Genomic DNA, 13,830 nt, shown 5'->3' with positions numbered 1-13,830 from the left:
GGGCATTTATTTCAGCTCGATCGTCTCAAGTGCAACTGCCAGTGCTGATATCAGCCACACATAATCAGCCCAATCAACTGCCATGGCGTCATTTTCGTCACCATGATCAGCACGATCACAAACATCCCCGAAAACCCGAAAACTCCCATCCAGAACCATGTCCTATAAACGCTGCGGTAGCCATCATCGAGCGCCCTGCCCGTCTCAACCACACTGAGCGCCATCCGCTGCAAACGCTTCTGCAGCACGAGCACCGGCAGCCAAAGCGCCCCCCACGCGCAAGAAGATGATCAGCGAAGTCAACACCCTCCCGTCAGAGAATTGCACGGCCAGGCTGAGGTTCGCCGGGTCGTTGATAGCGCTCATGTATTCGTCGACGGTGATTTCGCCAACGCATGGGACGCGCGCCGGGTTCGGGCGCGTAGCCTTGGGCGATTTTGAGGGCCAGAGCAACAGCGGCGCAGCTAGGGATTTCCGGGCCTTTGTCATTCAGCGCCGTCAGTTGCACCAGCAGGGACAGCGGTTGCCCTTCTGTACCGAGGCCTTTCACGTCGATGTACATCGCGCTTTTGCCATCGCCAAAGCGCTCGAACCAAATACCCAGCCGATACAGTCGTGCAGCCCAGGCGAGATGGTCACGCACCACGCCCCACCGTAGCGCCTGGGCAAGCAGATAGTTAGCAACACCGCCAAGCTTGAGTCCTGCGCCAGCCTTGAAACTCAGGGTGTAGGCACCATAGCGACTGGCAAAGATGTCCATGTCGGGCACGTCCACATTCGCCAGCACCCGCGTGCCAAGCCCAGGCATCTTGCGCAACGTCAGGTCCTGCCAGCCCAGCACTTCATGCACCTGGCCATGCCTGAGCTGCTTGATCGGTTTGCCCGCTTAAGCCAGCACGCCTTCGACGGTGGACAGGCCCGGCATCTTGGCCGAGGAAGAAATACCGTGTGCGATCGAGTCGATGCGGGTGAAGCGATAGCGGTACTGATCGATGATGGCGGACGACAGCGTCGGCACCGAGCTGCACCCGCTAAGGATCGCCACACCTGCCTGCCGTGCTTGTGCATCCAGCATGTGCATGGGCGCCATTGCCTGGTGCGGTATACCCAGGTGGTCTGGGGCAGTTCCATAGAAAAGATCAGGCAATGGGGAATTCGGCAGATCGATATTGGCGCCATGGAAGTGGCGGAAAAGGCCAAAGAGTTTTACCGGCCCAGCTCATTGACAGCAGGCATTCTTGCGAGCGAATCCGATCTTTTACCACCTGGATAGAAAAACGCTCCGACTGCCGTGATTTTAAGCAAGACAACGCCTGCTCGCAGCCGCCATTTGGGCGTGAACCAGGCGCGGAACGCTTTAAATTTTTTATTAGCCATCACCACTCTCCCTGCTTGATAAGCAACAAAGCAAATAACTCACTTAATCGAATCACGCTAGCCAGCGAGACAGGCGCACGCCGGAGGCGATATGCCTGGGCTGCTGCCGTTCGCACCATCAATCCTGCGGTTATCAGCTAACCGCAGGGGCATGTGGTCTGATTGCGCCTAGAACGTCCACGAGGCCGTGGCGGAGGTGCTCTGGTCGTGAAAACGCTGGCCTATTTCTCCCGCATACCTCAGCCCCACGGAAAATGCCGGCGTTAAGTCCAAGGTAGCGCTGAACGCCAACTGAGCCGAGTCCTGCTGCACGGGCAAGCCGGAAATATTCACGAAGCCTCCTTGGGTCTGCAGCTTCACACGAGTGTCCGTAGTTTTCTCCTTGAATGCGTGTTGCAGTCCCGCGCTACCGTTCAGGCGCACGGTCATGCCATTGGCCAGTGGATGGACAGCGTTCAGGCGTGCACCGAGCTTGGCCGAGGTCACGTCCATCCGGCTTTTTTTGCCACTGAGGGCGAAGAGGTTTTCTTTCTCTGAAAATGCTTCGGTTTCGACGTGGACATAGTTGAGCCCGACGAAGGGCTCCAGGGTCACCGCATTGAAGTTAATGCTGTGGGCGAGTTCGGCAAAAGCCTGACGGGTACTGCCGTCGTAACTGCCTTTGAGTCGCGTGGTGCCATTCTTGTGAGTGACATCGCGCTTGCTGTCGATCTCATGCCAGGCGTAGGCCGCACCGACGCGCAGCGTGACATTGTCGAACTGTTTGCTCGCATAGGCAGCGAGGCTGTAGGTTTCGACATCTGCCGAAGCACTCTGTCTAGACAGCGAGGCAGAACCGCTTTGATAGCTGGCGGCGATACCGGCTCTCAAGCCGCTGTCTTCGTCCTGCCGATCAAGCCCACCGATAACCCCATGAACCGAACGACTGAGTTCGGTGGCATCGCCCTCTCCGTTTTGCTTCCCTCTTGAGTCGATGGCATACCCCCAGACACCAAGGGCACGTGGGTTCTGCTCCGTCTCGTAAAGACGGTTTAGCGTGGCGTTACGCACGTAGCTTGAGTCTTGCAACAACGCATTCTTGAGCGAAGCATGCAGCTCCCCTGTCATGGGTTTCATGATGCTCTTGAACTCGTCCCTGGAGAGACCGATCAAGGCATCGTCTTCCTTCTGCGCCCAGGTAAGCGACCGGGTTGGTGGAGCGCTCAGAGAAGAAACCACGTCCAACTGGGCAGTGGCTGGAGCAAGCGCTGGTGTCGTGATCGCTGGCGATACCGTACTAGTGGCTGGCGAGGGCACGATTGATGTAATGGCGGGGTCTTCATTCAGCAGTTGGGTGGCTACGGCTTTTTCATTCGTGTTGCTCAGCAGTTCTTCGGGGCGAATATCATTGCGCAGCAGGTGCAGGTTCACCTGGTTGGGTTCGTAAGCGAGGCTAGGCGTGAGAAACGCCAGGTTGGAGGTCACTTGGGCAAATTGACCACTGACACCTTTCTGCGCCCGGATAATGGCTAGCGTAGTGTTTGGCATGTAATCGCCTGCTTGTGCCTGGACATCCACCAGGCCACCTTGCAGATCCGCGCGCCCGGCCACTTCCAGCTTGTCGGTGCGCCCAGCCGCATCGACCTCTACCCGGTAAATTGACTCGGGGTTGAAGGTGAGGTCTTGGGCAACGCGTAAGGTACCAATCGAGTTGCCGGGGGCGATGATCCCGCCCTTGTTGACGGTGACTGCGCCCACTTCGCCGATACCTTGCAACTGAGCACCGGCTTCGATGTAAAGCATTGCATTGCTCAATTTACCATTGGCGCTCAGGGTGCCTTGGTTGATATCGATACGCCTGGCAAACTCACTGACGCCCGTCAACCTGAGCTGACCCGTACCGGTTTTTACCAGATTAGCGTTGCCATTGAGGCTGCCGTCAAAGACTTTATCCTCGTCGCTGCCAAAGAGAACGGGGAGCTTGTCGCTTGGTGTGATGCTCGGCAACGGCGGTCTGATCGCCTGAGCAATCACAGCAGAAGAGGGATTCGGCTCAACGGGCAGGGTTGCAAGCGGTTGAGTGACAACAGACGAGGATACTACCGGCACAGTAACAACTGGGTCGGGGGTTGGTTCTGGGACCGTGGAGGGAGGTTGTACGTTAGTGACAGCCGGCCCCTTGTCCGGTACCGGTGCTGCCGGGACAGCCGGTACCGTGGTGAGCAATTGCGTGGCCAGAGCTTTTTCGTTCTCGTTCTTCAGTAGTTCTACGGGGCGAATATCATTGCGCAACAGGTTCAGGTTTACCTGGTTGGGTTCGTAAGCAAGGCTGGGCGTGAGGAAAGCCAGGTTGGAGGTGACTTTGGCAAATTGACCCTTGATACCTTTTTCCGCCTGGATAATGGCCAGGGTGGTACTAGGACGATAATCACCGGACTGCGCCTGAACATCGACCCGGCCACCTTGCAGGTCAACAGGCCCGGCCACGTCCAGCTTATCGGCATGCCCAGTGGCATCGACCTCGACGCGGTAGACCGACTCGGGCCTGAAGACCAGATCTTGAGTGATACGTAGCGTCCCGATCGAATTGCCGGGCGCGAGCACCCCGCCTTCCTTGACGACAACCTGACCGATTTCTCCACTGCCCTGCAACTGGCCGCCGGACTCGACGTAAACCAATGCATGGTTCAGCGTGCCATTGACCTTCAGTACCCCCTTGTCGATATAGGTGTAACCCATGGAACGGTTACTGCCCGTGAGTTCGAGGGTGCCCGCCCCGTCTTTTATGATATTGCCGTAACCGCTGATGTCGCCGCCAAAAACCACGTCATCGCTGCGGTTAAAGGTCAGCGTGCCGTTGTTGTTGATATTGCCCAGCACTGAGCCTTGCGCACCGCCGTTACCAATTTGCAAGGTGCCCTGGTTCAGATCAATACCACCACCAAAGGTGTTATTGCCCGTGAGAATGAGCGTTCCACTGCCCTCTTTGATCAAACCGCCAGGGCCGCCAATATTTTCCTTCCAGGTATCGACCTGAGAAAAACCGGCCAGGTCCAGATCCGAATCCGGGTTTTGGTTGACCGTGAAGTTTTCATAGAAATAGGTGGGGCCGCCAAAAGCCCGAGGCAGGTTAATCAGCCCCCAATTGGCATTCGGGTTGTTGGCATCGAAGGTCCAGCCCGCCAGCGAATTGCTGGGATAAGCCGTGCTGGCCAGAATCTGCCGCCATTCGGGTGATTTCAAATAGGGGAAGCGAAAACGCAGCAAGGCGCCGGCCTGTTGCGGAATATGCTCAGGCGCGAGCACAACAACGTCACGCGCGAGCATTTGATTGTAGTAACCGAGGCTGTAGCTTTCTTTGGTTTGGGTATCTGTCAAGGGCGAGTCTTGTGCTTCAAGACAACTGCGCAAGGTGCCCGAGCACAGTTTCGATGCTTCTACCTGCTTGCGAATATCCCCGCTCAATTCAAAAAAAGTCGTTGCCAGCGTGTCGTCTTCCAGCATTTTGGACAGGTAGTAATAGTTGCCAATACGGGACGCGATGGTGTCGGTAGGAAAGTGCGCTCGCAATACGACCCGGCTTTCGCCGTACTGCAAGGCGCGGGAAATGATTTCACTGCCACGCTCTGGAAATACCAGGCTCATGCCCATTGCCGTTTCATAGCCATCCCACGTATGGCCGCTGGGGAAGGATGAACCTTTTATGGACTGATAGTTTTTTATGTATTGTGAGTTCTCAAGCACGTCCTTGGGACGACCGCGAAGGAACTGGTCTTTTAATATGAAATCTGCGGTTCGTTCTCTTTTTTCATTAGCGTCATATGAGTAGCTTGCCTGGTTGTATAGATCTACCAAGTGACTGTATGAATCGAAGGTTGAGAGATCCAGCGGTGCGCTGGGTGTTTTTTCAGGGGTGAGGGAGCCTAGCGCTGACTGCGTCATGATCGCTCTCTTATAGACAGATTTCTGGGATGCATCGCTGATGGCGAGCCGATATCTGTCGCCGCTGTCCTGCGCGTAGGCGATAGACCCTAGTCGGTCAAGGTTTGCCGCTTCTGACCCTGGTTGTGGGTAGCGAGTGATGACATGGCTTTGCAGTTCTTTGAACCAGGCCGCTCTTTTGGAGTCAATCAACCCGTTAGCGGAGTCGATATCAATGTCGGCTAATGCAGATGCTGGTGAAGCCAACCAGACAAAAAATGCATATTTCAAAGCAGTGTATTGGCCAAGTAGGCGCACATCTGAAATTTTGATTGTTGACGGCATGATTCTTCCTGAGTCATTTGGCTTAGTTGGAAGATACCGTTATGCAGTTTTTTCTTTTCGGTTTTGTTACTAATCTATCAAAAAAATCAAAAAGAATATTTGTTTAGGCGTTGATTGATTAAATACCTGTATAAATTTTTTTGGAAATTCCCTACTGATTAGCTCCCCATCATGAGCGAGCTAATTTTCTCTTATAAAGCGGTCTACGCGATAACGAGGACATGTTTTTAGCAGTACACGTCAAAAACGTGGGCGTAGCGATGCCAATCATCTGGCCCCCAGACAGGTCTAAACATCAACATGGGTTTCCGCCCTTTGCAAGTTTGAAGCGCTTTTGTTAGCAGGTAACGCCCACACCAGTCCAAGTAGACGATGGTATCGCAAATAATACGTAACTTTAATCTTCGTTTTGCTCCTAATGCTACTGATCTCAAAGGTGAATTGCTGCCCCGGCTGAGCCATTCGTTGTCCCTTGCAGGGCCCATCGATAACTAACAATTTAGTTTCAACATTACGTTCGAGCATGCGCGCCCCTATATTTGTTATATCATCCGTTTGGAAGGATTCCAATTATAGAATTGGTGCAACGGATAGAAAGGCAGAAGTTTCGATGATATAAATCACGCCATCGCCTGTGCGAAAGCGAATAGCGCAATGACGAAAAAAAGCACGGGAAGCAGATAGTCAAACCAGGTAGCACGCTGGATGGTGGCCGTCAAAGAGTGGGCAGCGAGCCCGACTGTCATGTTCACCAAGATTCCACCCATATTGAAAATGAGTCCGTAGAGCAAAAAATACAGCCAGGCGGGATTAGCATCGGGAGGCACGAATTGCGGCAACAGACTAATAAAGAACAGGCCGATCTTCGGGTTCGATAAGTTGATCAACATGCCTTTGCTGAAAGCATAGTTAGCAGGGACTGGTGGATGTTCGCTGACCAGAGCAGCATCGGCAGCCGTTCGACAAGGCCAGAAGGTATAAGCCAGGTACAGCAGATAAAAAGTCCCCGCTAGCTGCACGGCACGATACAGCAGCGGTACTTCCTTGAAGATAAGCACCAAGCCGAACGCTGCCAGTAACACGTAGCAAAACACCCCGAACTCAACGCCCGCGGCAGCCCGCAGTCCGGTTCGCACACCGTGCTTCAGAGATTGGTTCATTACATAAAGCATTGCCGGTCCAGGGGAGAGGTTGATGATCAGCACTGCCAATGAGAAAGATAAAAATCCGTAGTTCATAAGGCACTCTGACGTTGAATATCAGGTAAAGAAGAAGGATACCAACCATCGCCCGCCCCCTCGCTTGACTTGATATTTATCCCCCTGAACGTCAATAAATGTAGGAAATTTCCCAAGCACCTAACCGACGATACATTTGCCTGAATGGGCCTTCGAGTTCGGCTGGCGTCAGGCGAATACCTGATGGCTTGACCATCTCTCTAAAGCACCACCGGCTCGCGATGGAAAACACGCGGGTGGAAACGCGGCTGAAAATCTGCGGGATCAGAATGTCACGCGGCACGCGCGGTCCGTAGCACAAACGGAGCCAATGCCATTCTGCACTTCGGCACTGCTCTGATCCGTCCGGACAGTTTCACTGAGATACCCAATCAATCGCACGAACGGAAATTTCCTACAAACATTTCGGATAATGTGTGGAATTAATGGCCCGAACATTCTCCAACTTGAAAGGTGCTGCCATTGCTACTCATCACTAGGAGGCCCGGCGAACGCTTACGTATCGACGACGAAATTCAGATCAAGGTGATTGACGTTATAGGCAGTCATGTCTCTTTAGGTTTCCATGCACCCAAACATATCCCGATCGTTCGATCCGAGCTGCATGAAAGGACTATAGATACCGAGGGCAAAGACAAAGAGCCGGGCTTGAAATCAGTACCTGCATCACCATCGCCAAAAACTCGGTCATGACAGACCGCCCCGCGATTGAGGAGCGCAGTCAAGCTGCGAACTAATTATTTTGCGTCGCTCTGAATCATATTGATCGAGTACGCCAATGATCGAGGCATACGACATGGCTCTACATTTCCCCTCCCGCAATATCTGCCGATTTGATACTGCGGGCGAGCGCCGCCTGGCTGAACGCCTGGAGAAGAAACTCCCCGACGATTGGCTGTGCTGGTTCAATGTACCTGTGGGCCCAAAAGGTTTGCGACCAGACTTTGTACTGATGCATCCGCAACGAGGGATTCTGGTGCTGGAGGTCAAGGACTGGAAGGCTGAGACCATCGAAAGTATGACCGCTGAGCACGCCAGGATTCGTGTCGATGGTCAATTGAAAACTGTCGCCAACCCGTTAGCTCAGGCTCGAATCAACACCCTGGAGGCCGTGAAGCTGCTGGAAAATGATCCGGCATTGCAACAGCCAGCAGGTTCTGTTCGCGAGCGTAACTTAGTGATGCCCTACAGCTGGGGCGTGGTCCTGACAGAAATCACCCGTAAGCAGTTCGAGAGTGCTGAGCTTGCCAATGTGCTGGTTCCACAGCGTGTCATCTGCCGAGATGAAATGACTGAGGCGGTAGAGAACGAGGGCTTTGAGGCGCGCCTGATCAAGATGTTTACGCAGATGTTCACCTGCCACCTCACAGATGAACAAATTGATCGAGTGCGCTACCACTTGTTTCCGGAAGTACGAGTAAACATCTCACCGGGCCAGTTTGGTCTGTTCAGCGCCCATGAAGCGCCGGTGCCGAGCTTGATCAAGGTGATGGACCTACAACAGGAGCAGTTGGCGCGGTCCATGGGCGAAGGCCATCGCGTGATCCATGGTGTGGCGGGTAGCGGCAAGACCATGATTTTGGGCTATCGCTGCGTTTACTTGGCGCAAACCAGCCACAAACCCATTTTGGTACTTTGCTACAACAAATCTCTGGCGGGCCGTTTAAGGCAGGTACTGGAAGCGCGAGGTTTGGCTAACAAAGTGTCGGTGCGTAATTTTCATGGCTGGTGTTGGGACCTTCTGAAGGCTTCAGGCGGCGAACTGCCAGACAACACGTTGAGTCCCAAGGACGCTAATACGTTGCTCGAACGAAACGTGCTTCTGGGCGTTGCTAACGGGCAGATCACCAAAGCGAAATATGCCGGCATATTGATCGATGAAGGCCATGATTTCCAGCCAGAGTGGTTCAAATTGGCGGTTGATCTACTTGACCCTGCCAGCAACTCCCTGTTGGTACTCTACGATGATGCGCAATCTATCTATCGAGGTAACGCAGCTAAAGGTGGCATGGAATTCAGCTTCGCCAGCGTCGGCATCCAAGCGTCGGGGCGTACGACCATTTTGAGGCTCAATTACCGAAATACTTTGGAAGTGTTGTCTGTTGCCCAGGCGTTCTCTCTCGAGATGTTGAATGCCCGTGAAGCTCAGGAAGACAACGTCCCAATAGTCGCACCACAAAGCGCCGGTAGACGCGGCCTTCTTCCGGAACTCCTGCACTGTGCAACGCCATGGCAGGAACGGGACTGTATCGTCGAGCTCATTCGTGACGAACAGCGCAAAGGGCGTGCACTGGAAGACATGGCCGTTATCTGCCGATATTTGGCCCAAGCCGCCCACATTGAAAAAATCCTGAAGGACGCTGGCATCCCCTTTGTTTCCGGGCGCTTAAATCAAGACCGCAGCAAACTCTACGACGGTGCAGACGCAGTCAAAATCGTCACCATGCACTCCAGCAAAGGCCTGGAGTTCGGCATGGTTATCCTCCCCGATCTGAACAACATGCCTATCAAGGGCTCGGATGACGCAGATGAAGCACGCTTGTTATACGTGGCCATGACGAGGGCCATTGATCGTTTGGTAATGATGCATCGTGATCACTCTAGCTTTACCCGACGGATTCAAGAGGCAATCAGCATAGTCAGCGAACATCTAGAGGGAACCATTCGATGACGTCGACGGGCTACCGCCAGATGCGTTGACGTCGAACCGCGTCGACCCAACTGCCGGACTTCAACCAATCCATCGCCCCCCTCGGAATAATTACAATGAAACATGTCGTTTTTCTTGTTGCTGTGTTCTGTAGTGGGTGTTCAGGGTTTAAAGCAGAGCAAAAAAACGTTCCCCCCACAGAGGAGACTCCGGTTTTTTGCGATGTTGTCCCCTTGAATCAGCCTGGATGTTACTCAGGGTCAACAGGCCCGACTAAGCGTTACCGTGCTCGCCACGTCGAGGGGAATGACTAAATGGCCTTTAATTTATCGTTTCCCTGCGTTCGATTGCTTATGTTGCTTGGCGCTGTCCTACTCTCGCTTTCAGGTTGCAAAAGCCACACGCCGGCTGAGGCTGCTGCTATCGCGGCAACCATTCAACAACAAGAAGACCGGAAGTTCATTAGCGAGTTTCAAACAGTGCTCTACAGTAATAGCTTGGCCGCTAATGCACATGGGTTGCAGGGGGCAGTGGATATGCAAATGACTGTCGACGCTCAAAATAACGTAGTGGGCTGTTCGGCCCGAAGTAGTCGCTACGGAAAAAACATATCTAATGGCCAGGATGACCTGCGAATCGGTCGATTGGTTACCGAAATTTGCTGGAGCGCTTTATTCCCTACGGTTCGGCCAGAAGTATTTATTGATTCGAACGATACCCAAACAATTATTGCCCCCGTCATATTTTTGCCCTTGAAGGGCTTGTCGGACAAGCAGAAAGAACAGCAGAACAAAAACATCGAGATGTACAGGCAAACACGCTTCTTTCGCGAAAACTTAATAAGCCGACAAGATATTGACAGTGTCGGTGTAACCACGTTCTACTTTATCGCGACTGCCGAAGGGCAAGTACGCGAATGTCTAGTCAACCTTGACCGAAGCCCCTACCGTCCGCAAAAGTTCAAGATTGATAACGCCCTACAACAACGTCTAAGCACTCAGTGCAAACAGTTAAACTTTCAGCAAATACCCGGCTTCAACCCTAGTAAAGACGGGCTATTTCAAGGTCACGTCTCCGTTGAGTACAGTCCCTGGATGAATCGTCGCAAGCAATCCTAAAATGGTGCGCAGCGCCTTAATATTTTCAGCCTTGCTTTGGGGTGCATTTAATTTACGTTGGATTGAAGAACGCATCGGTCTCTAACCCTTGGCGGGGATAGCTGCGATTTTCAGTGCAGTGATCGCTGATACGCCTTCACAGAGGGCTGCGGTAGTGTTCGTTGAACAGGCAAAGATCCAACAAAATCTACCCGTTATTGTTTTCGGGGGAGAGAAGAAAGCTGTCGACGTCAAGATTATCGTTTCCGGACTGGGTAATGCGCGAACAGTGAAAGCCTTACCAGACGAAATTAAAGCCCTGCTCCCTCAGTGCCAGTCGAAATGGAATGAGAACATCGCGTAGGATTACTAAACATTTTCACTAGAAAAGAGTTTTTTATTTAGCCCTATCACGGACGCGCCTCCAAATACGCACCTAGGCTGATATCAAAGGAAGTCGTGAGTACTGCTTACAGATTTCTTACCCGCTACCTCGTTTAAATGAAACGGTGGGAAACAGGCCCTCTAAAGGCCCGTTCCGGTAATCGGCCTTAAAATGCGTACCGCGCCTTGACCATCACCCCATCGGCATCAAATCCACTACGCGCTTGACGCGTATAGCTGGCGCCCACCGTCAACGCCGATACCTGATAATTCAAGCCCAGGCTGGCTTCGTAGCTGTCACGCGCCAGCGAAGCGCCAGTCACGGTAAACGCCGAGCCACCCAGTACGAAGCTGGAGGTCTGCGCCACGCGGTCACCCATCAGGTCGTGGTACGCCATCAAGGTCGCTTCCGGTTGCAGGCTGCCGGTGGCCAACGGAAAGTTGCCAGCCAAGCGCACACCCGCACCCAACTCGCCCACTTCATAGCGTTGCGAGCCGGTGCTCAGCGCCGCTGAAGAGCCCTTCTCGGTAAAGCTGTCCATGCGCACGTTGGAATAACGCGCCGCTACTCGCGGTTCAATCACAGCAGCATCCGACAGCTTGAAGCGGTGGCCGCCCAATACGCTGGCCGACAACACATTGCTGTCGTAGCTGCCCTTGGCGGTAGTACCCGCCACACGACGCTTGCTGTCATTGTCGTTATGGCCATAGCTCAGGCTGCCATCGACAAACCAGTTCTGCAGCGACCAGTTGCCGTACACCGACAGCGCATTGCCCTGCACGTCGGTCTTGGCGCCCAGGTCCGAATGGATGTTGGAATTGAGATAGCTGTAAGCCACACCCACCGTGGTGCTGTCGTTCAACCGACCATCCACACCCACCGCCATGCCGCTGCTGTTGGCCGAATAACCGTTATCGCCGCTGCGGCCATCCTGATCCAGGTTGCTGCTCAAGCCTTGCAACCACACACCCATGGCTTCGCGATTATCACGCTGGCCCGAGAGGCGATTGAGGATTGCGCCATTGATCACCGTCTGGCCCGACAAGGCCACGTCCAGCGCACCACGGTTGACGTCCGGTTTGAGTTGCTCGCCCACCTGCGCCAACTGCTGCGCCGTGCCCGCATTGGCCAGGGCCTGGAACACCGGATCATCCGTTGCCAACTGCCCGAGCACGTCATTTTTTGCTTCGTTGACCACAGTAACGACCGGGTCAGTGGCGCCCGCGCCGGTCAGCTCCTCTTGCACTTGCTGATTGCTCTTCAACCCCACCACGGCCTTGACCGTCTGTGCATCGGCCGAGTAACTCAGCACGTCCAGCAACGACGAAGTGCTGGCGACCGACAGGCCGTTGTTCTGCACACTGCTGGCTTGCAGCAAGGTGTATTCGGTGCCGCTTGGCACGGCGGTGAAATCGCCAGGGGTGGCGCTCAAGGTCACTTTCGATGCCTGGGCGAAATTCGCCGCACCGTTAACCGTCAGGTATGGCGTGGTTGGCACTACGCTGTTGGCCAGGCGCATATCAATGCCTGCACCGCTGGCGACATTGAGGTCACCGGTGAGCACCGTGCCAGGGGCCGACAGGTTCAGAGAGCCCGAGTTGATCGACACCGGCGCGATAATGCGGCTGCCGGAAAAGTCAGCCTGGCCGGCGATGTTCATCGCGCTGACGTTGAGTACGTCGCCGACGATTTTGCCGCCGGACCAGTTGAGGGTGGCGCGGTTGGCTGCGTCGATGGCGATGCCGGAGTTGCTGCGGATTTCACCGGCTTGTTGGTTGATTTCGAAGGTGGAGGTTTGCTCGGCTGCGTCGACAGAGATGGCCGTGCCATCGGCGACGATCGTGCCGCGGTTGATGATGCCGCGGGAGCCGGTGGGGGTGTTTTGTATGAAGGTGGCGCCTTTTAAGTCAAAGGCTTTGGCGTTTGTACCTTTGGCTTCGAGGGTGCCGGTGTTGAGGATGGAGTCGACGGTGCCGGCATAAAAAACAATACCGGAAGCATCTGCGCCGTTCACAGACAGCAGGCCACTGTTTTCGATGCGCAGTGGGCTCGTGGTGGTTTCAACTTCTATGCCCCAGGCGCGCGGGCCCGTTGCATTGATAGTCCCGGAGTTGATGATTTTGCCGCCGATATTGATCGGGAAATCACTCGGGCCATCCACTGCCAGCGCCACTACTTCATCGCCGACCACCTCGATCACGCCCGTGTTAGCAACGTCGCCTGCCACTTGGGTGTTATGCAGGAACATACCCTCGCCGCCAACCGTGCCACCAAAAGCAGAAGTGCCCGATACAACGGGAGTTGTTTTAATGGTGCCGGAGTTGATGACGCTGCCACCAATCACGGCATCACCAATCTCAAAACCTTCGTAACCGCCATTGTTCATGGTGATGTTGCCGGCCTGAATCAGATCGCCCGTAATCGTACTGGGGGTTGAGCCGTCATTTGCAAAACCGAATGGGTCCACGGCAAACGCCCGAATGGAACGCCCGTCCGAGGTCATCACAATATCAGCACGATTGATCAGCGAACCTTGAATGCTGGTATTGGAGACACTGACCCCCATCAACGCAGTAGTGCCAGAGTCGGGGGTGGGTGTTTGATTGGTCGCTTCAGTCAGCCTCCCGGTGAAGGTCAGCGACTCGTTAAACGTCTCACCCTTCCACGAGGTCTTGCCTTGACTCAGATCCACTTCAACGGCCAGTGCCTGGCTGCTGATTGCACCGACCACTACGGCCAACAGTTTTTGCTTGAGCGGATTTCGCTTCATTTGAAAACTCCATGTACGACAGAAGGCATCGCCATAAACCCTGGCGATTACAGATATAAAACCAATGA

Annotated in this window: 7 protein-coding genes and 2 pseudogenes; 3 read left to right on the top strand and 6 right to left on the bottom strand. The window is 54.2% G+C overall.

Going from position 1 to position 13,830, the window contains the following annotated elements:
* Window positions 1–50 precede the first annotated feature (50 nt).
* The 5 genes and pseudogenes from DK871_RS04450 to DK871_RS04430 all read right to left on the bottom strand — a co-directional run.
* Window positions 51–306: pseudogene (locus tag DK871_RS04450) on the bottom strand (DUF2269 family protein); the annotation flags it as partial.
* 6 nt (window positions 307–312) lie between these two features.
* A pseudogene (locus DK871_RS04445) lies at window positions 313–1,075 on the bottom strand (saccharopine dehydrogenase); the annotation flags it as partial.
* A 131-nt stretch (window positions 1,076–1,206) separates the two neighbouring features.
* Complete coding sequence (locus DK871_RS04440) at window positions 1,207–1,377, bottom strand: hypothetical protein (protein WP_161904109.1); 171 nt, start codon at window positions 1,375–1,377, stop codon at window positions 1,207–1,209.
* Window positions 1,378–1,545: 168 nt separating this feature from the next.
* A complete protein-coding gene (locus tag DK871_RS04435) occupies window positions 1,546–5,622 on the bottom strand; it encodes an autotransporter domain-containing protein (RefSeq protein ID WP_161904108.1) in 4,077 nt (1,358 codons plus the stop codon).
* 620 nt (window positions 5,623–6,242) lie between these two features.
* Window positions 6,243–6,860 (bottom strand): LysE family translocator, encoded by a 618-nt coding sequence (locus DK871_RS04430; RefSeq protein ID WP_161904107.1) that lies wholly within the window; start codon window positions 6,858–6,860, stop codon window positions 6,243–6,245.
* Window positions 6,861–7,313: 453 nt separating this feature from the next.
* Here DK871_RS04430 and DK871_RS29615 point away from each other — a divergent pair, with 453 nt between their 5' ends.
* The 3 genes from DK871_RS29615 to DK871_RS04415 all read left to right on the top strand — a co-directional run bounded on the left by DK871_RS29615 (window position 7,314) and on the right by DK871_RS04415 (window position 10,628).
* Entirely contained in the window at window positions 7,314–7,553 is a 240-nt protein-coding gene (locus tag DK871_RS29615; RefSeq protein ID WP_375139726.1) for a carbon storage regulator, read from the top strand.
* Between the two features lie 85 nt (window positions 7,554–7,638).
* On the top strand, window positions 7,639–9,531 hold the full coding sequence (locus tag DK871_RS04420) for a DEAD/DEAH box helicase (RefSeq protein WP_256677371.1): 1,893 nt from the start codon (window positions 7,639–7,641) through the stop codon (window positions 9,529–9,531).
* Window positions 9,532–9,824: 293 nt separating this feature from the next.
* On the top strand, window positions 9,825–10,628 hold the full coding sequence (locus DK871_RS04415; protein WP_161904105.1) for a hypothetical protein: 804 nt from the start codon (window positions 9,825–9,827) through the stop codon (window positions 10,626–10,628).
* A gap of 530 nt (window positions 10,629–11,158) precedes the next feature.
* Here DK871_RS04415 and DK871_RS04410 read toward each other — a convergent pair.
* On the bottom strand, window positions 11,159–13,762 hold the full coding sequence (locus tag DK871_RS04410; RefSeq protein WP_161904104.1) for an autotransporter outer membrane beta-barrel domain-containing protein: 2,604 nt from the start codon (window positions 13,760–13,762) through the stop codon (window positions 11,159–11,161).
* Between the last annotated feature and the right edge of the window lie 68 nt (window positions 13,763–13,830).

The organism is Pseudomonas sp. L13 (assembly GCF_009935965.1).
Taxonomy (GTDB): Bacteria; Pseudomonadota; Gammaproteobacteria; order Pseudomonadales; family Pseudomonadaceae; genus Aquipseudomonas; species Aquipseudomonas lactis.
The sequence above is the reverse complement of the archived record's forward strand: the minus strand, read 5'-3'. Positions and strand labels throughout refer to the sequence as shown.

Bases quoted from the DNA above. Each gene is read 5' to 3' on its own strand.
- DK871_RS04420 (WP_256677371.1), top strand. From the start codon at position 7,639: ATGATCGAGGCATACGACATGGCTCTACATTTCCCCTCCCGCAATATC.
- DK871_RS04415 (WP_161904105.1), top strand. From the start codon at position 9,825: ATGGCCTTTAATTTATCGTTTCCCTGCGTTCGATTGCTTATGTTGCTT.
- DK871_RS04410 (WP_161904104.1), bottom strand. From the start codon at position 13,762: ATGAAGCGAAATCCGCTCAAGCAAAAACTGTTGGCCGTAGTGGTCGGT.
- DK871_RS04435 (WP_161904108.1), bottom strand. From the start codon at position 5,622: ATGCCGTCAACAATCAAAATTTCAGATGTGCGCCTACTTGGCCAATAC.
- DK871_RS04430 (WP_161904107.1), bottom strand. From the start codon at position 6,860: ATGAACTACGGATTTTTATCTTTCTCATTGGCAGTGCTGATCATCAAC.
- DK871_RS04440 (WP_161904109.1), bottom strand. From the start codon at position 1,377: ATGGCTAATAAAAAATTTAAAGCGTTCCGCGCCTGGTTCACGCCCAAA.